16 protein-coding genes are annotated in these 17,236 nt (G+C 65.4%); 3 read left to right on the plus strand and 13 right to left on the minus strand.

Annotated elements, in window-relative coordinates:
* Positions 1 to 17: 17 nt before the first annotated feature.
* Entirely contained in the window at positions 18 to 410 is a 393-nt protein-coding gene (locus AC4D2Q_RS11655) for a HesB/IscA family protein (RefSeq protein WP_490925625.1), read from the minus strand.
* A gap of 174 nt (positions 411 to 584) precedes the next feature.
* On the minus strand, positions 585 to 1,994 hold the full coding sequence (locus tag AC4D2Q_RS11660) for a dipeptidase (RefSeq protein ID WP_490946606.1): 1,410 nt from the start codon (positions 1,992 to 1,994) through the stop codon (positions 585 to 587).
* Between the two features lie 150 nt (positions 1,995 to 2,144).
* Between AC4D2Q_RS11660 and AC4D2Q_RS11665 the strand changes: the two genes are divergently transcribed.
* Entirely contained in the window at positions 2,145 to 2,744 is a 600-nt protein-coding gene (locus tag AC4D2Q_RS11665; protein WP_490925627.1) for a DUF3043 domain-containing protein, read from the plus strand.
* Positions 2,745 to 2,863: 119 nt separating this feature from the next.
* On the opposite strand, the gene AC4D2Q_RS11670 is transcribed toward AC4D2Q_RS11665, so the two are convergent.
* Positions 2,864 to 3,943: a quinone-dependent dihydroorotate dehydrogenase gene (locus AC4D2Q_RS11670; RefSeq protein WP_490946607.1), complete on the minus strand. Its 1,080-nt coding sequence runs from the start codon at positions 3,941 to 3,943 to the stop codon at positions 2,864 to 2,866.
* A gap of 104 nt (positions 3,944 to 4,047) precedes the next feature.
* On the opposite strand from AC4D2Q_RS11670, the gene AC4D2Q_RS11675 reads away from it, so the two are divergent.
* Complete coding sequence (locus AC4D2Q_RS11675; protein WP_490946608.1) at positions 4,048 to 5,049, plus strand: alpha/beta hydrolase; 1,002 nt, start codon at positions 4,048 to 4,050, stop codon at positions 5,047 to 5,049.
* On the opposite strand, the gene AC4D2Q_RS11680 is transcribed toward AC4D2Q_RS11675, so the two are convergent.
* The 8 genes from AC4D2Q_RS11680 to AC4D2Q_RS11715 all read right to left on the minus strand — a co-directional run bounded on the left by AC4D2Q_RS11680 (position 5,046) and on the right by AC4D2Q_RS11715 (position 14,004).
* On the minus strand, positions 5,046 to 5,840 hold the full coding sequence (locus tag AC4D2Q_RS11680; RefSeq protein ID WP_490946609.1) for an isoprenyl transferase: 795 nt from the start codon (positions 5,838 to 5,840) through the stop codon (positions 5,046 to 5,048). The genes AC4D2Q_RS11675 and AC4D2Q_RS11680 overlap by 4 nt on opposite strands.
* 3 nt (positions 5,841 to 5,843) lie before the next feature.
* Positions 5,844 to 6,596, minus strand: a complete 753-nt coding sequence (gene recO, locus AC4D2Q_RS11685) for a DNA repair protein RecO (RefSeq protein WP_400928740.1) — start codon at positions 6,594 to 6,596, stop codon at positions 5,844 to 5,846.
* A 76-nt stretch (positions 6,597 to 6,672) separates the two neighbouring features.
* Positions 6,673 to 8,415: a 2-isopropylmalate synthase gene (gene leuA / locus AC4D2Q_RS11690; RefSeq protein ID WP_490946611.1), complete on the minus strand. Its 1,743-nt coding sequence runs from the start codon at positions 8,413 to 8,415 to the stop codon at positions 6,673 to 6,675.
* A 165-nt stretch (positions 8,416 to 8,580) separates the two neighbouring features.
* The gene (locus AC4D2Q_RS11695) at positions 8,581 to 10,104 is read right to left on the minus strand and encodes an LCP family protein (RefSeq protein WP_490946612.1); all 1,524 of its coding nucleotides are present in this window, start codon (positions 10,102 to 10,104) and stop codon (positions 8,581 to 8,583) included.
* Positions 10,105 to 10,228: 124 nt separating this feature from the next.
* On the minus strand, positions 10,229 to 11,158 hold the full coding sequence (gene era / locus AC4D2Q_RS11700; RefSeq protein WP_490925634.1) for a GTPase Era: 930 nt from the start codon (positions 11,156 to 11,158) through the stop codon (positions 10,229 to 10,231).
* Entirely contained in the window at positions 11,151 to 12,488 is a 1,338-nt protein-coding gene (locus tag AC4D2Q_RS11705; protein WP_490946613.1) for a hemolysin family protein, read from the minus strand. Before AC4D2Q_RS11705 ends, era begins: the two co-directional genes overlap by 8 nt.
* Entirely contained in the window at positions 12,485 to 12,958 is a 474-nt protein-coding gene (gene ybeY / locus AC4D2Q_RS11710) for an rRNA maturation RNase YbeY (RefSeq protein WP_490925636.1), read from the minus strand. The genes AC4D2Q_RS11705 and ybeY overlap by 4 nt, the downstream gene beginning before the upstream one ends.
* Positions 12,955 to 14,004, minus strand: coding sequence for a PhoH family protein (locus AC4D2Q_RS11715; RefSeq protein ID WP_490925637.1), 1,050 nt, complete (start codon positions 14,002 to 14,004; stop codon positions 12,955 to 12,957). Before AC4D2Q_RS11715 ends, ybeY begins: the two co-directional genes overlap by 4 nt.
* A 249-nt stretch (positions 14,005 to 14,253) precedes the next feature.
* On the opposite strand from AC4D2Q_RS11715, the gene AC4D2Q_RS11720 reads away from it, so the two are divergent.
* Positions 14,254 to 15,195 (plus strand): GerMN domain-containing protein, encoded by a 942-nt coding sequence (locus tag AC4D2Q_RS11720; protein ID WP_490946614.1) that lies wholly within the window; start codon positions 14,254 to 14,256, stop codon positions 15,193 to 15,195.
* 61 nt (positions 15,196 to 15,256) lie between these two features.
* Here the strand turns inward: AC4D2Q_RS11720 and AC4D2Q_RS11725 are convergent, their stop codons facing one another.
* A complete protein-coding gene (locus AC4D2Q_RS11725) occupies positions 15,257 to 16,021 on the minus strand; it encodes a 16S rRNA (uracil(1498)-N(3))-methyltransferase (protein ID WP_490946615.1) in 765 nt (254 codons plus the stop codon).
* A gap of 1 nt (position 16,022) precedes the next feature.
* Positions 16,023 to 17,168 carry a molecular chaperone DnaJ gene (dnaJ, locus tag AC4D2Q_RS11730; protein ID WP_490946616.1) on the minus strand — a complete coding sequence of 382 codons (1,146 nt, stop codon included), beginning with the start codon at positions 17,166 to 17,168 and terminating at the stop codon, positions 16,023 to 16,025.
* Positions 17,169 to 17,236 lie beyond the last annotated feature (68 nt).

Below are 17,236 nucleotides of genomic sequence, written 5' to 3' on the forward strand. Positions count from 1 at the left end.
GGGCCTTGGAACGCAGCTTAGTGGAACGAGTCCCCGCAGGCACATGAGCCGCCTGCGTTGGGGTTGTCAATGGTGAAACCCTGCTTGGAAATAGTGTCTTCGAAGTCGATGGACGCACCGGACAGGTACGGCACGCTCATCTTGTCCACAATGACCTCAACGCCGTCGAAATCCCGTACGGCGTCGCCGTCGAGGACGCGCTCATCGAAGTACAGCTGGTAGATCAGGCCCGAGCAGCCGCCGGGCTGGACGGCCACGCGGAGCCGAAGATCGGTGCGGCCTTCCTGCTCCAGAAGGCTGCGGACCTTGCCGGCAGCAACCTCGGAGAGGGCAACTTCGTGGGTGGGCAGCTCAGTGTCCGGGGCCGCCGTGTCCACGCTGGTGCCGGTTTCGCTGGTGGAAGTGCTCATTGCTTCTCTCTTTCCTCGCTTGGACCGTGCACGGGAGGGCAGTTGCGCTCCCCCGAAGGCTCCGGGCCAGGTCCTTCTCAATGGTACGTCTGTGCCTACACCCAGACGCAACGCAGCCGGGCCCGAAAAGATTTCCCGGTCCCGGCTGCACTGACTCTTCGGTCAGAGGATCCGTTAGGAGCCGGACACCTGTCCCAGGCTGGCGAGCATCAGCGCTTCAGCGAGGACGGCGTTACGGAAATCACCCAGGTCCAGGGATTCGTTGGCGCTGTGGGCGCGCGAATCAGGGTCCTCGACGCCGGTGATCAGGATCTGCGCCGAAGGGAACAGTTCCGTCAGGTCGGCAATAAACGGAATGGACCCGCCCATGCCCGATTCCACCGGCTCCACTCCGTCCCAGGCTTCACGCAGTGCCCAGAGAGCGGTGCGGGCAGCGGGTGCCGAGGTGTCGGTGGCGAAGGCCTGGCCCTGTTCACCGGGGGTAAAGGTGACCTTTGCACCAAAGGGAGCGTGGGCCAGGACATGGCGCTCGACGGCGGCCATGGCCGCTGCGGGATCCTGTCCCGGCGCCAGACGGAGGCTGAACCGGGCACGTGCCTTGGGGGCAATGGTGTTGGAGGACACATCAACGGGCGTCACATCCATCCCGATGATGGCCAGGGCAGGCTTGGTCCAGAGCCGGGAAGCGATGGATCCGGTGCCGGCCAGCCGGACGCCGTCGAGCACTGAGGAATCGGCACGGAAGTCCGCCTCGTCATATTCCACGGCGGCGGTGTCGGAGGCGACCAGGCCCTCGACTGCCACGTCCCCGGCGTCGTCGTGAAGGGTGGCAATCAGCCGCGCCAGCAGCGTGGGAGCGTCAAGGACGGGTCCGCCGAACATGCCCGAGTGCACTGCGTGGTCCAGCACCTGGACTTCGAAGGTTCCGTCGACCACTCCGCGCAGGCTGGTGGTCAGCGCGGGTACGCCCACCTTCCAGTTGCCGGAGTCAGCCACGACAATGACGTCCGCTTCGAGGAGGTCGCGGTACGTTTCGAGGAAATCGCGGAACGTGGGCGAACCTGCTTCTTCCTCCCCTTCTATGAAAAGCGTGATGCCGACGCCGGAATTCTCACCCAGTACCTCATCCAGGGCCCGGATGGCGCCGATGTGGGCCATGATGCCGGCCTTGTCATCTGCCGCGCCGCGGCCGTAGAGCCGCCCGTTGCGTTCGGTGGCGGTGAAGGGCTCCGACTCCCACAGAGACAGATCGCCCGGCGGCTGGACATCGTGGTGGGCATAGAGCAGGACGGTGGGCTTGCCGGCCTGCGCCGGACGGCGGGCGACGACGGCGGGGCCGCCGGGCTTGCCGTTGTTATCCACCCGCAGGATCTGCACGTCGGAAAGCCCTGCTCCGCGGATCAGGCCGGCCACCGCTTCGGCGCTCTCATTCAACCGCTCCGGGTCAAAGGAGTCCCAGGCGATCCCGGGAATGGAAACGAGGGACTTGAGCTGCTCCACCGTGCGGGGGAAATCTGCGGCCACTGCGGACCGGAGGGCATCAACGTCCACGGCTGAAGAAGAAGATTCTGAATTCAAAGTCATAACAAAACAGTACATGCGGGCTGCCGGTGCGCGGCCGTCCGTAACGTTCTCCGGCGCAGAAGACGGATCTTCGCGGCACACCGGTGCTCCCGCGGGTCACGGCAGCGCGCTGATGGGCGGCGCCCGGCCGCACCAAGGTATCCTTTAAAGGTGTTCGGACGAAAGAATGAAGCGCCCACCGCGCAGGAAACTGTGGACCAGGCTGCTGCGGCGGCCCAGACGAGCTCAGCCCGTACGGCCGCGGGGAAGGGAACTCCCACTCCCAAGCGCCGGGACCAGGTTGCTGCCCGGCAGCGCCCGCTGGTCCCCACGGACCGCAAGGCAGCCAAGAACGCCAGCCGCGATGCGCTGCGTGAGGAGCGGCTGCGGACCCGCGCTGCCCTCGACACGGGAGATGAGCGCTACCTGCCCCTGCGCGACAAGGGTCCCCGGCGCCGGTTTATCCGGGACGTTGTGGATTCGCGTTGGAACATCGGTGAGTTTGTCATGATCGCCGCCCTCGTGTTCGTGGTGGTCAGCTTCATCCAGGACCTCACCGTGCAGAGCATCGTCATGCTGGCCTTCTGGGTGCTGATCCTTGCGGTTGTTGTGGACAGCTTCATTCTGCGGGCGATCATCCGCCGCCGTCTGAATGAGAAGTTCGACGGCCCCAACCCGGGTGACGTCTGGTACGGAATTTCCCGCTCCATTCAGCTGCGGCGTTTCCGCCTTCCCAAGGCCCAGGTCAAGCGCGGCCAGAAGCCCGCATAGGCCCGCTGCGGGGTCACAATAATCTTGCGTCAAACAGAAGGGCCGCTCCTGCCGGAGCGGCCCTTCTGTTTGTGCTTAGTGCCCCAGTTGTGCGTCACGCCTGGGTTTATTCCTCAACGTCAGGGTTTCTTCTTCAGGGTGCGGGCAAGCTGCCGGTTGATCCGGGCGGCCCAGAACGGGCCCTCATAGAGGAAAGCGGTGTAACCCTGCACCAGGGTGGCTCCGGCGGCAAGGCGCTCCCGGACGTCGGCTGCCGATTCCACGCCCCCCACCGAGATGATGACTGGGCCGCCGGAGCCAAGAGCTTCGTGCAGGCGTTTGAGCACTTCCAGGGAACGGCTGCGCAGCGGAGCTCCGCTCAGTCCCCCGACTCCGCAGGCCGTCACCCGGTGCGGGTCGGTGACGAGGTTTTCGCGGGTGATGGTGGTGTTCGTGGCAATGACGCCGTCGAGCCCCAGGTCCAGGGCCAGCCGCGCCACGTCGTCGACGTCCGCATCCGTGAGGTCCGGGGCGATCTTCACCAGCAGCGGCACATGCCGGCCCGCCGCGCCGTCCGCCGTTTCCCGCACAGCAGTGAGCAGGGGGCGCAGGGAATCTATGTTCTGCAGCTGCCGCAGCCCGGGCGTGTTGGGTGAGGACACGTTGACCACCAGATAGTCAGCCTGCGGGGCCAGCTCGCGTGTGCTGATCAGATAGTCGTCCACCGCGTCGGCCAGATCAACGGTCTTGGTTTTGCCGATATTGACGCCGATAACGGGCCTGCTGGTCCCCCAGGTCTTGCGAAGCGCCGCACGGGCACGTGCCACGCGGGGTGCGACGGCGGCGGCGCCGTCGTTGTTGAAGCCCATCCGGTTGATCACTGCACGGTCCTCGACCAGCCGGAAGAGCCGGGGTTTGGGATTGCCGGGCTGCGCACGGCCGGTAACGGTGCCCACCTCCACATGTCCAAAGCCCATGTTGGTCAGGGCGACAATGCCGGAACCTTCCTTGTCAAAGCCCGCAGCCAAACCGAACGGCGAGGGAAAGTCCAGCCCCAGGGCGGAAACGCGGAGCGACGGCGACGGCCGCATCAGCCGCCTCATCAGCGGGCCGGCGGGCGTTGCCGCGGACAACTTGATCAGGTCGAAGCCGATTCGGTGGGCCTTTTCGGGGTCCATGCCGGCAAATACGACACGAAAGAAGGCAGGGTAGAGGCGCATGATTTCATGCTTCCACTGCGGTGCCCCGCGACCAAATCAGGTGTCGCGAGGGGTTTGCGGATCTTTTGCAGGCCGGTTGAGCCCGGTTAGGGGAGGATAGGGGCATGGGTGCTGCGTGGAAACCTGATTTTCTGGGCGACGGCTACCGGTTCCTGACCCTGGAACTCGGTGAAGATGACGAAGGTCCGGTGACAGCCACACTGGTGTCCTACACCCCGGAGCATCCAACGGCACCCACGCAGGCCGTCCTGTATCTCCACGGCTGGACCGACTACTTTTTCCAGACCGAACTGGCAGAGTTTTGGAGCGGGCTCGGGGTGGCGTTCTACGCGCTTGACCTTCGCAAGTACGGCCGCAGCCTGCGGCCCGGGCAGACACCGGGCTACGTCACCAATCTGCAGGAGTATGACGCGGACATCGAAGCGGCGATTTCCGCACTGACCGAGCATCTGCGCTCCGGCCGCGGAGCGGATACCCCGGTGCGGCTCAGCATCATGGCCCACTCCACCGGCGGGCTGGTTGCTTCGCTGTGGGCCCACCGGAATCCGGGCCGTATTGAAGCACTGATCCTGAACAGTCCCTGGCTGGAGCTGCGCGGCTCGTGGATCGTCCGCTATGCCACTGCCGGGCTGCTGGAGCCAATGGCCCGGCTGCGGCCAAAGGCCCGGCTGAAGGTCCCTGAGCTGACCAACTACTGGCGCAGCATCAGCCGTGAAGGAGACGGCGAATGGGATCTGCATCCCGGGATGAGGCCGCCGTCCAGCTGGCCGGTCCGGGCGGGCTGGATGAAGGCGGTGCTCGCCGGACACGCCCACGTGGCGCGGGGACTGGATATCCGGGTGCCGGTCCTGCTGATGGCATCAGCAACCTCAACGGTGGCCCTTTCCTGGACCGAAGCCATGAAAACCTCGGACAGCGTCCTCGATGTGTTCCTCATGGTCCAGCGCGGAGTGCTGCTGGGTCCTGAGGTGACGGTGTTCCGGTTCGCTGGTGCCCTGCACGACGTGCTGCTCTCGGCGCTGCCGGTGCGGCGGCACGTTTACGACAAGCTCGAGCAGTGGTCGCGGGCCTTTGTCCTGAAGCCGCTGAAGGGCGTGCAGGCTTAGGCCGGAGCGGCCTGGTCCACCGCTCCCCCGTACCGCCGGTCCCGGCGGGCATAGATTTCCACTGCTTCCCAGAGGGTCCGGCGGTCAACATCCGGCCACAGCGTGTCCATGAAGACCATCTCCGCGTAGGCGGACTGCCACAGCATGAAGTTGGACAGCCGCTGCTCGCCGGAGGTCCGCAGGAACAGGTCAACGTCCGGCAGATCCGGTTCATCCAGATACTTCTGGATGGTTTTTTCACTGATGGATCCCGGACGCAGCTTGCCCCGTGCCACGTCCGCGGCAATGGCCGACACGGCGTCCGTGATCTCCGCCCGGCCGCCGTAGTTCACGCACATGTTCAGGGTGCACACGGTGTTGTCCCTGGTCACTTCTTCGGCGATCTCCAGTTCCTTCACCACGGACTGCCAGAGCCGGGGACGCCGGCCGGACCAGCGGATCCGCACGCCCCATTCGCTGAGCTGGTCCCGCTGCCGGCGCAGCACGTCCCGGCTGAAGCCCATGAGGAAGCGGACCTCCTCCGGTGACCGTTTCCAGTTTTCGGTGGAAAAGGCATATACCGAGACATGCCGGATTCCCATTTCCACCGCACCGGCCATGACGTCCAGGAGTGCAGCTTCGCCGGCACGGTGCCCTTCGGTCCGGGGAAGGCCGCGCTGGTTGGCCCAGCGTCCGTTGCCGTCCATGACGATTGCCACGTGCCTGGGCACCAGATCTGCAGGTACCGGCGGCGGAACAGCTCCGGAGGGGTGCGGTTCGGGACGGACCGGTGAGGGGGACTTTGAAGCCAAAGCTTAGACACGCTCCACATGTTGAAGTGACTTGACGACCCGTTCCAGGTGCCATTGAAGATAGCTGCCCACCAGGCCGGCGGACTCGCGGCGGGACTGCTGACCCGCGGCGTCGGCGGTGGCCCAGTCTCCGGAGAGCAGCGCAGCCAGCAGGATCATGGTTTCCGGTGACGGCGATGCAGAGCCGGGAGGCCGGCAGGCAGAGCAGACGGCACCGCCCAAAGCTGCGGAAAAGGCCGTATGCGGTCCCGGCGCGCCGCAGCGGGCACAGACGGTGAAGCTCGGCGCCCAGCCGGCGGTGGCCAGCGCGCGCAGCAGGTAGGAGTCCAGGATGAGTTCGGGGGCGTGCGCTCCGCGGTTCAGTGCTGCCAGTGCCCCGATGACCAGGTGGTAATGGGCGTTGGCGGACTCGCCGTCGACGTCGGTGAGCCGCTCTGCGGTTTCGGCGATGGCGGCGGCCGCCGTATACCGGGCGTAGTCCGACACAATTCCGTGCCCGTACGCACCGAGGGTTGACGCCTGCGTGACGATATCCAGGTTGCGCCCGGAGGAGAGCTGCAGATCGGCCACCATAAACGGTTCCAGCCGGGCGCCGAACTTGCTGGAAGTCCGGCGCACTCCCTTCGCTACCGCCCGCACCTGTCCGTGGCTGCGGGTCAGCAGCACCAGGATGCGGTCAGCCTCGCCCAGCTTGTGGGTGCGCAGGATGACGCCCTCGTCCCGGTAGGTCCGGGAAGCAAATGATTTTCCTGCCACGTCTCCTATTTTCCCACGGCCTGCCCCTGCTGCGGCGCACCCGGGCCCTTAGGCCCGGGCGCGCCTGCTTCAGAGGCTAGGCCCGGTCCCGAATTGCCCGGTTGACGGCCGAAACCACGGCCTTGAGCGCGGACATGGTGGTGTTGGAATCGATGCCGGCGCCCCAGAGGACCCGCTCTCCCACAGCCAGTTCCACGTAGGCAGCCGCGGCAGCGTTTCCGCTGGCCGAGAGCGCGTGCTCGGTGTAGTCCAGCAGGCGGACATCGATGCCGTCTTCGCTGAGGATCTTCAGCAGCGCATCGATCGGGCCGGTTCCCGAGGCGGTGCGGCTCTGCTGCACTCCGCCGGCCCGCAGGGAAGCCGTCAGCTTGAAGGAGCCGTCTTCAGCGGTGTCTGCGTTGACCGAGGACAGGGCGTAATGTCCCCAAGGCTCGCCGTCGGACTCCGGCGTGTGCGGCAGGTACTCGTCCTGGAACACCTTCCACAGTTCAGCTCCGGTGACCTCCCCGCCTGCGGTGTCGGTGCGGCGCTGGACGACGCCGGAGAATTCGATCTGGGCGCGGCGCGGCAGGTCCATGTTGTGCTCGTTCTTGAGCAGGTAGGCCACCCCGCCCTTGCCGGACTGGCTGTTCACCCGGATCACGGCCTCGTAGCTGCGGCCAATGTCCTTCGGATCGATCGGCAGGTAGGGAACCGCCCAGGGAATGCCGTCCACCGTGGTGCCGGCGGCCGCCGCATCCTTCTCCATGGCCTCGAAACCCTTTTTGATGGCGTCCTGGTGGGAACCCGAGAACGCCGTGAACACCAGGTCACCGCCGTACGGGGAACGCTCCGGCACGGGCAGCTGGTTGCAGTACTCGACGGTCCGGCGGACCTCGTCGATATTGGAGAAGTCGATTTCCGGGTCGATGCCCTGGCTGAACATGTTCAAGCCCAGGGTCACCAGGTCCACGTTGCCGGTACGCTCCCCGTTGCCGAAGAGGCAGCCCTCGATGCGGTCGGCACCGGCCAGGTAGCCCAGTTCCGCTGCGGCCACGCCGGTGCCGCGGTCATTGTGCGGATGCAGGGACAGAATGATGGAATCGCGGTTGGCCAGGTTGCGGTGCATCCACTCGATGGAGTCGGCGTACACGTTGGGCGTGGCCATCTCCACGGTGGCGGGCAGGTTCAGGATCATCTGCCGGTCCGGTGAGGCCTCGAGGACTTCGGCGACGGCGTTGGAAATCCGCAGGGCGAAATCCAGTTCGGTGCCGGTGTAGGACTCGGGCGAGTATTCGTAGGTGACGTCCACGCCGCGCAGCTGCTCTTCATACTTCTTGCACAACCGGGCTCCGGAGAGCGCGATGTCCACAATTCCGTCCTGGTCCGTGTTGAACACGACCCTGCGCTGCAGCACCGAGGTGGAGTTGTACAGGTGGACGATGGCGCGGTCCGCACCTTCGAGGGAATCATAGGTCCGCTCGATCAGGTGCTCACGGGACTGGGTGAGGACCTGGATGGTGACGTCGTCGGGGATGCGGTCGCCCTCGATCAGCTGGCGGACAAAATCGAAGTCCAGCTGCGACGCGGACGGGAAGCCCACCTCGATTTCCTTGTAACCCATCTGCACCAGGAGATCGAACATTTTGTGCTTGCGGTCCGGCGTCATGGGATCGATCAGGGCCTGGTTGCCGTCCCGCAGGTCCACTGCGCACCAGCGCGGGGCCTTGGTAATGAGTTTGTCCGGCCACGTCCGGTCGGGGAGTTCAAAACTGATTTGATCCTGGAACGGCGTGTACTTGGAGACGGGCATTCCCGAGGGCTGCTGTGCATTTCGCATGTTTGGTGGGGCCTTTTCTAGGAGATCAGAGAGCGGCCGGGCAACACAAACGCCGCAGCGAGGGGCGGCCTATACGTAAGTTATGGCCTCGCCACGGCAGCTAAGGAGAAGGAGCTCTGCGCGCACGTGACCACCCTAACAGTGCGGGTGGACCCTACCCAATTGTTAATTTCCGAAGGCGCTCTGGCACGTAACCTGGGCTGCCGTCTGGCCGGACAAACCGCCGACGTCGCCTTCATCCGGCATGGCGGTTCCACTGGTGAAGTCCTGGCCCACCTGGACGCTGACACCGGCAACCAGGTTGCTGGCAACCACCTGGACAGCGGGGATGTGCAGTGCTTCGGCCACCTGCTGCGCCATTTCAAGGTACCCGGGAGCATAGAAGATCTGCGTGGCCGGGCTGGCTGCGTCCGTCTGCCCGCCGGCCACGGCCTGCGTGTACCCCTGCGACAGCAGATGTGCGGCGAGGGCCTTGTCGCGGGTTTCGGAACCCTTGGCGTTCCCGGTGGCGTTGAGGATGGTCACGGGGATGTCGGCCGCCGAGAAGAGCGGAGCTTCCTCCACCGGAGCGGACGGTGCGGGGGTCTCCCCCGGCGTGGTGCTTTCCGGCGCAGGTTCGGGCTCGGTGATGTCCCGGTCCTCCACCAGAGCTTCAAAGAGGGGCTGCGCGGCTGCTTCATCCAGGACCAGCCGGTTGTTGTCATATTCGTACGGAACCACCGGCGCAGTGACAAAGGCGACCCGGCTCAGGTCAACGTCCTTGAGCCGTCCGGCCAGGGCGATCAGCGAGGAAACCTCGGTCAGATCCTTGTCCACCGTCAGGTTGCGGGTCACCGTTTCCGCAATGGAGTACAGCTTCGGAAGGTTGTTCAGCGTGCCTTCATCATTGACCTTGCGGACCATGGAGGCCAGGAAGCTCTGCTGGGCGCGGATGCGGCCCTCGTCTCCTCCGTTGCCGAAGCCGTGGCGGGTCCTCAGGAAGGCCAGGGCCTGGTCGCCTTTGATGCTGCTGACGCCGGCGGGGAGGCTGAGTCCGGACAGATCGTCCTCGATGGGCTGGTTCACGCAGACTTCCACGCCGCCCAGAGTGCTGGACAGTTCCTTGACGGCATTGAAATCGGCCATCATGAAGTGGTCAATGCTGAGGCCGGTGAGTTCGTTGATGGCCGCTACGGTGCAGCCCGGGCCGCCGTTGCCCAGGGCCCCGTTGAGCTGGCCAAGGTCGACGGCGGGGTAGGTGTTTCCGCTTTCCGGATCCTTGCATTCGGGCAGGGGCACCAGCAGGTCACGGGGGAAACTGACCACCGTGACGTGGGAGCGGTCCGCAGACATGTTGGCGAGCATCATGACGTCGGAGTTGTTGCTGTCCTGGCCCTCACGGTTGTCCGTACCCAGAATGAGGATCTGGAGCGGGTCGGTGTTGGTGTCCACCGGAGCGGCGGACTCCTGGTTGGAGCCCAGGTTCAGCGGCTTTGTCTCGAAGTTCTGCTGCAGCCGGACCAGCTGTACGCCCACAAACACCAGTCCGGACACCAGGGTCAGGGACAGGATCAGGGCAACTGCCCGCAGCACGGGGTGCGGGGCGTTCCTGCGGCCAAGGTGGCGCCCGCCCGGGGCGGACGGCACCTTGGGTCCGGAAGCAGAGTTTCCGGAGGCACCGGCACCCGTATCGGCAGGGCGAGATGACATGGGCCGGTCCCCTTCAAGAATTCGGATTAGGTCTTGCTAAACGGCAGTGGTGCAGTCAGCGGCTGTTCAAAGTGTACGCGGCGCCCCTGAAAAACGTATTCAGGGGCCGGCTCAGCAGCTAATGCTAGAACCCCAATTTGACCAGCTGCTTGGGATCGCGCTGCCAGTCCTTGGCGATCTTGACGTGCAGGTCCAGGTAAATCCGGGTACCCAGCAGCGCTTCGATGGCCAGGCGCGCGTTGGTGCCGACTTCGCGCAGCCGTGCGCCGCCCTTGCCGATGATGATGGCTTTCTGGGAGGACCGCTCAACGTAGAGATTGACGCGGACATCCAGCAGCGGGTTGTCTTCCGGGCGTCCTTCGCGCGGAACAATTTCATCCACCACCACGGCCAGGGAGTGGGGAAGCTCATCACGGACGCCCTCCAGGGCGGCTTCGCGGATGAGTTCGGCCACCATGACGGCCTCGGGCTCGTCCGTCAGTTCCCCGTCCGGGTACAGGGGCGGCGAGGACGGCATGTAACCGGCCAGGACCTCGGCCACGGTGTCCACCTGGAAACCATCGGCAGCGGAAACGGGAACGACGTCGGCCCAGCCGGCTTCGCCCAGGACCTCGTTGCCCAGTGCGGTAACGGACATCAGCTGCTTGGCCAGGGCGGCGCGGTCCACCAGGTCCGTCTTGGTCACCAGTGCTATCACGGGCTTCTTCTTCAGCGCGGCAAGCTGCTTGGCAATGTACCGGTCGCCCGGGCCCACGGCTTCGTTGGCCGGAAGGCAGAATCCAATGGCGTCAACTTCGGCCAGGGTGTCAGCCACCAGGTCGTTCAGGCGCTTGCCCAGCAGGGTCCGCGGACGGTGCAGCCCCGGGGTGTCCACGAGGATCAGCTGGGAGTCTTCGCGGTGCACAATGCCGCGGATGGTGTGCCGGGTCGTCTGCGGCTTGGCGGAGGTGATGGCAACCTTCTGCCCCACCAGGGCGTTGGTCAGCGTGGACTTGCCGGCATTGGGCCGGCCGACCAGGGAGACAAAGCCGGCTCGGAACTGTGGATCAGTCATTGCGTGGTACCAATTCTGTTGAGGCGACGCGGGAGGATGACCTGCCGTCGTCGGAGGATGTATCTGTGTCTGTGTCGCCGGGTTGTTTCCAGGCAATAATGTGGGACACCCGGTTGCGGCGGCCCTCCAGGCGCTCGGCGTGCAGGACGACGCCGTCGATCACCACTTCGCTGCCGACGATCGGCACCCGGCCCAGGGCCTTGGCCAGCAGGCCGCCCACGGTGTCCACTTCGTCGTCTTCAAGGTCGACGTCGAACAGTTCACCGAGGTCGTCGATGCCGGCACGGGAGCTGATGCGGTAGCGGCCTTCGCCGAGGTTCTCGATTTCGGGGCGCTCGGAGTCGTACTCGTCCACGATCTCGCCCACGATTTCCTCGATGAGGTCTTCGAGGGTCACCAGGCCGGCGGTGCCGCCGTATTCGTCGATGACCACTGCCACATGGGTAGATTCGCGCTGGAGTTCCTGCAGCAGTTCGCTGACTGCCTTGGACTCCGGTACATAGCGGACGCCGCGGGCAAAATCCTCCACCCGGCTGATGGCGGCCTCCCCGGGGTTGGAATGCATCTGGGCAGCCACATCCTTGAGATAGAGGATGCCCACAATCTGGTCTGCGCTGTCCTCGATCACCGGAACGCGGGAATAGCCCGAGCGCAGGAACAGGGACATGGCCTGCCGAAGGTTGGATCCGGCGTCGATGCAGACCATGTCCGTGCGGGGCACCATCACGGAGCGCACCTTGGTGTCGCCGAGCTCGAACACCGAGTGGATGAGTTCCGCCTCGGTGTTTTCGATCATGTCCGCCTCGGAGGCACGGTCCAGCAGTTCACGGAACTCCTCTTCGGTGAAGAAGGCCGCGTCCGGTCCCTGGGTGCCGGGGGCCACAGCGGTTCCCAGCCGGACGAGCCAGCCCGGAACCGGGCCCAGGACCACCCGCAGGAAGCGCACCATGCCCGCTGTCAGGACAACGACGGCGGTGACGTGCTTGCGCCCGATCTGCCGCGGAGAGACTCCCACCAGGACAAACCCGATGCCTGCCATCACCACTGTGGCCAGCAGGCCGGCCAGCCAGATGTTGTCCAGGAGCATCTGGAACAGGGTGGCCACCGAGACGGCGGTGGCCATTTCAAACCAGACGCGCCAAAACCGCAGCGCGTGCATGTGGGCTACCGGGTGCTGCAGGATCTTGCGCAGCGGTTTGCCGGACTTGCCGTGCAGCAGTGCTTCGGCTTCATGCCGCGGCAGGTAGCCGTAGGCGGATTCCGCCGCAGTCAGCAGCCCGGCCAGGACCATGAAAGCCACGGCCATGAAAATCAGCAGGGCAACGCTCAACTGCGGGTCTCCTTCGGGGCGTCACGGCCCAGGTAGGAGGACAGGAGCTCACGCTGCAGGCCGAACATTTCCTTTTCCTCTTCGGGTTCGGCGTGGTCGTACCCCAGCAGGTGCAGCACGCCGTGGGTGGTCAGCAGCAGCAGTTCTTCCTGCATGCTGTGGCCGGCTGTTTTGGCCTGGTCCGCAGCCACCTGCGGGCACAGCACAATGTCCCCGAGGACTCCGGCGGGCGTCGGACGGCCGGGAACACCGGGACGCAGCTCGTCCATCGGAAAGGACAGCACGTCGGTGGCACCGGGGATGTCCATCCACTCGATGTGGAGCTTTTCCATGGCGTCCTCGTCCACCAGGATGATGGAGAGGTCCGCTTCCGGATGCACGTAGAGGTTTTCCAGCAGGAAGCGTCCCAGCCGGGACAGCTCTTCTTCATCCACGGCAACCGCGGACTCGTTGTTTACTTCGATGCTCATTTGGCGGTTCCCCGTCCTGCACCGCGGCCGGCCGGGGCGGAGCCCTGCGCGCTGCCGCGGCGCGACTCATCCCATTCGCTGTAGGCGGTGACGATGCTGCTCACCAGGGAATGCCGGACGACGTCGGACGCCGACAGTTCGGAGAAGTGCACGTCATCAATGTCGCCGAGGATGTCATGCACGATCCGCAGCCCCGAAGCGGTTCCGCCGGGCAGGTCAACCTGCGTCACGTCGCCGGTCACCACCATCTTGGAGCCGAAGCCAAGGCGGGTCAGGAACATCTTCATTTGTTCGGGGGTGGTGTTCTGGGCCTCGTCCAGGATGATGAACGCGTCATTGAGGGTGCGGCCGCGCATGTACGCCAACGGAGCAACTTCAATGGTTCCGGCGGCCATGAGCCGCGGGATGGAATCGGGGTCCATCATGTCGTGCAGTGCGTCGTACAGCGGACGGAGGTAGGGGTCGATCTTGTCGCTGAGCGTTCCGGGGAGGAAGCCCAGGCGTTCTCCGGCCTCCACTGCGGGACGGGTCAGGATGATCCGGCTGACTTCCTTCTGCTGGAGCGCCTGGACCGCCTTGGCCATGGCGAGGTACGTCTTTCCCGTACCGGCCGGCCCGATCCCGAACACGATGGTGTTCTCATCGATGGCGTCCACGTAGTTCTTCTGGTTCAGCGTCTTGGGCCGGATGGTGCGGCCGCGCGTGGAGAGGATGTTCTGGGTCAAGACCTCCGCGGGGCGCTGGGCACTCTGGTCCCGGAGCATGGTGATCAACTGCTCCATGAGCTGCGGGGTGACCTTGGTCTGGCTGCGGGCGAGCACCCGGACTTCATTGACGAGACGGAGCGTTAGTTCAACCACCGGGGCCGGACCCGAAATCGAAAGCTCGTTGCCGCGTACGTGCAGGCTGGCCTCCGGGTAAGCGGCCTCAATAATCTTGAGTGCCTCGTCATTGGCGCCCAGCGACTGGACCATGTGCTCGGTTGAATCAAAGATGATGGTCTGGCGATCCAGCCCGATAGTGCCAATTCCTGAGGATTCAGTCATATGTTCGGCCTTCCCAGGCCTTTCATCGCCCCTTTGCAGAGTGTGTTGGAGAAGCAGTGTGTCAATAGACAGTCACCTCAATATTACTTGATGCCTCAGCGCTCGTCTGCTCCCATTTATTCCGCTTTGAGCCGGAACCGGCACGTCTCAATCAGGTCTCAGTCCGGTCGCAGGACGGTTAAGACCGCCGGTCCGGGGTTCCCGGTGTGCCAAGCTGGAAAGCGACCCATCGGCGAAAGGAGGAAATACGTGCGCGCAATTTCGCAGCACCGGCATCTGTTGCGTCCCAGGAATCTTCTGGGCATGGCGGCCGCTTCCTCCCTTTTTCTGAGTGGCTGCGGGGTGGTTGCGGTTACTCCCACCACCACCATGCCCACCCAGTTCAGCGAGGCCGCGGGCTCACTGGCCGCCCCGCTGGGAACTACTCCCCCGTCCGAAGGAAAGCCTGCTCCGGGCCGCCTGCCCGTGTACTGGCTCGGCCTGAACGGTGACAACGTCTTCCTCTACCGCGAGTTCCTGCCGGCCGAGTCCAGCAGCGACCCCATTGTTGAGGCGGTCCTGGCGATGACCGCAGGCAGCCCGCTGGATTCGGACTATTTCAACCCCTGGAACAAGGCCGGAAGAGTAACCGCCTCCATCTCCGGCAAGAACATCATTACCGTGGACATCTCCGCCGACGCCTTCAAGGCTTCGCTGGATGCCGGAATCGCCCACCGTGCCGTCCAGCAGCTCGTTTACACGGCCACTGCTGCGGCATCAAATGCAGGTCTCACCACGGTGGGCCATGACCCGCAGGTGGTGCTGCTGGTGGACGGCATGGCGGGCTACCGGGCATTCGGCCATGAAGTCCTGGAAGGGCAGATCGAGCGTGACCCGGCTTTGATGGCCCCCATCTGGATTATTGATCCGCAGGAAGGGTCTTCGTCGCAGTCCGCCCTGACGGTCCACGGCACCGCATTGTCCGAGGGCGGCCAGCTCTCCTGGCGGGCGGAACCCATTGTGGACGGCCGTCCGGCCGAGGACGCCGTGCAGACCGGTTATGCGGAACTGCAGGACCCCGCGGGAGGAACCTCCCTGTTCAGCTTTACCGCCGAGCTTCCGCCGGGCGAGTACAAGGTGAGCGTCTTCCACGGCTCAGGCCGGCAGGACGAGGACTCCAAGCGCGTCACCATCCATTCCCCGGCCCAGTAACAGCCCGGAGCCCAGTAACAGCCCAGTGACTCGGGCCGCCGGACCGGCGGCCCGAGTTCGCCTACCAGCGGCCGAGCGCGTGGTTCAGGACGGCCAGCGCCGCCGGTCCGGCCGTGGAGGAGCGCAGCACATGCGATCCCAGCCGAACCGCCACGGCGCCGCCTGCGCGGAGCAGATCAACTTCGGCGCTGCTGATGCCGCCCTCGGGGCCCACAACGACCGCGATGCTCAGCGGCCGGCCGCCGTTTTGGCGGCGTGCTTCGTCCACCGCCGGCACCAGGGCGCCGTCGGCTTCTTCATGAAGCACCAGGACCAGATCCACGTCCGCCAGCCTCCGGACCAGGGCCTTGGTGTCCAGCATCTCCTCAGCCTCGGGAATCTGTGAGCGGCGGGACTGCTTGGCCGCCGCCGTGAGGATTGCCTGCCATTTCATCCGGCCCTTGGACGCCTTATCCGCACGCCAGCGGACAATGCTGCGCTCGGACTGCCAGGGGATGACCCCGTGCACGCCCAGCTCGGTGGCCGCTTCAATGGCCTGCTCGTCCCGGCCGCCCTTGGCGAGGGCCTGCACGAGCAGCAGCCTGTCCGCGGCCTCATTTTCCTCGGTGACGGCCTCCACGGAGACCTCCAGCCTGGACGGTTCAGCGGCGGCAACGGTGCCTGTCAGCCGGCGGCCGGCGCCGTCCACAATGTCCACCTGCTCGCCCCGGGCCAACCGCTTCACGGCGACGGCGTGGTGCGCCTCGGGTCCTTCTAGCACAAACACGGAGCCGGGCCCGGCGGAGCGGACAGCATCCGGTTCACCGAAGAAAATGGGGTTGGTCATCTCAGTGGTTGCCGAGGCGGTCCCGGAGCCGGGCAAAGACGCCGGATCCGTTTCCGGCCAGGCGGCCCTCTGCGTATTCCTCGCCGCGCAGTTGTGCCAGCTTGCGCAGCAGTTCCTCCTGCTCGCCGTCCAGCTTCTGCGGGGTTTCCACGTGCAGGTGGACCAGCAGGTCGCCGCGGCCGTAACCGCGCAGGTGCGTCACGCCGAGTCCCTTGAGGGTGGTGATCTCCCCTGATTGGGTGCCTGCCTTGACCGCAATCTCGCGGTCGCCGTCGAACGTTTCAAAATTGATGTTGGAGCCGAGGGCGGCCGCCGTCATCGGAACCGTCAAGGTGGCGTGCAGGTCATCGCCTTCACGGACAAACGTGGGATCGGCATTGACCCGGATTTCCACGTACAGATCGCCCTGGGGCCCGCCGGCCGTGCCGGCTTCGCCCTGTCCGCCCAGCTGGATGCGGGTACCGGTGGCAACACCGGCGGGGATCTTGATGTTCAGGGTGCGGCGGCTGCGGACGCGGCCTTCGCCGGCGCACTCGTGGCACGGGTCCGGAATGACCGTTCCGTAGCCCTGGCAGGATCCGCAGGGCGCGGTGGTCATGACCTGGCCGAGGATGGAGCGCACGGCGCGCTGCACCTGGCCGGTGCCGTGGCAGATGTCGCAGGTGCGCGGCGAGGTGCCCGGCTGGCAGCAGCTTCCGTCGCAGGTGGGGCAGGTGACGGCCGTGTCCACTTCGATCTTCTTGTTGGTGCCGAAAACGGCATCCTTCAGGTCGATGCGAACGTTGATCAGGGCGTCCTGGCCGCGGCGTGTGCGGGACGCCGGGCCCCGGCCGCCGCCGCCGGCTGCTCCGCCGAAGAACGTGTCGAAGATGTCCTGGAATCCGAAGCCCTGGCCGCCGAAGCCGGCGCCCCCGCCGCCGAAACCGTTGTCATTGCCGTTTTCGTTTCCGGTGGTGTCATAGATCCGGCGCTTCTGCGGGTCGGCGAGGACCTCATATGCGTGGGTGACGGCCTTGAACTCGTCCTGCGCTCCGGGAGCCGGGTTGACGTCCGGGTGCAGCTTGCGGGCAAGCTTCCGGTACGCCTTCTTGATTTCTTCTCCCGTGGCATCGCGTTCGACGCCAAGGACCTGGTAGTGATCGCTCACTCGTGCACATCGCTTCCTGTAATTGGCAGTATCCGCGTTCTCCGCGCCGCCCTCGGTTCGAAGGCGTC

It is taken from the genome of Arthrobacter sp. TJ-178, from assembly GCF_058269275.1.

What these genes read in the sequence shown, in the direction of transcription:
- AC4D2Q_RS11655 (WP_490925625.1), bottom strand. Translation starts at nt 410, where the DNA reads ATGAGCACTTCCACCAGCGAAACCGGCACCAGCGTGGACACGGCGGCC.
- AC4D2Q_RS11660 (WP_490946606.1), bottom strand. Translation starts at nt 1,994, where the DNA reads ATGACTTTGAATTCAGAATCTTCTTCTTCAGCCGTGGACGTTGATGCC.
- AC4D2Q_RS11670 (WP_490946607.1), bottom strand. Translation starts at nt 3,943, where the DNA reads ATGCGCCTCTACCCTGCCTTCTTTCGTGTCGTATTTGCCGGCATGGAC.
- AC4D2Q_RS11675 (WP_490946608.1), top strand. Translation starts at nt 4,048, where the DNA reads ATGGGTGCTGCGTGGAAACCTGATTTTCTGGGCGACGGCTACCGGTTC.
- leuA (WP_490946611.1), bottom strand. Translation starts at nt 8,415, where the DNA reads ATGCGAAATGCACAGCAGCCCTCGGGAATGCCCGTCTCCAAGTACACG.
- AC4D2Q_RS11695 (WP_490946612.1), bottom strand. Translation starts at nt 10,104, where the DNA reads ATGTCATCTCGCCCTGCCGATACGGGTGCCGGTGCCTCCGGAAACTCT.
- era (WP_490925634.1), bottom strand. Translation starts at nt 11,158, where the DNA reads ATGACTGATCCACAGTTCCGAGCCGGCTTTGTCTCCCTGGTCGGCCGG.
- ybeY (WP_490925636.1), bottom strand. Translation starts at nt 12,958, where the DNA reads ATGAGCATCGAAGTAAACAACGAGTCCGCGGTTGCCGTGGATGAAGAA.
- AC4D2Q_RS11715 (WP_490925637.1), bottom strand. Translation starts at nt 14,004, where the DNA reads ATGACTGAATCCTCAGGAATTGGCACTATCGGGCTGGATCGCCAGACC.
- AC4D2Q_RS11725 (WP_490946615.1), bottom strand. Translation starts at nt 16,021, where the DNA reads ATGACCAACCCCATTTTCTTCGGTGAACCGGATGCTGTCCGCTCCGCC.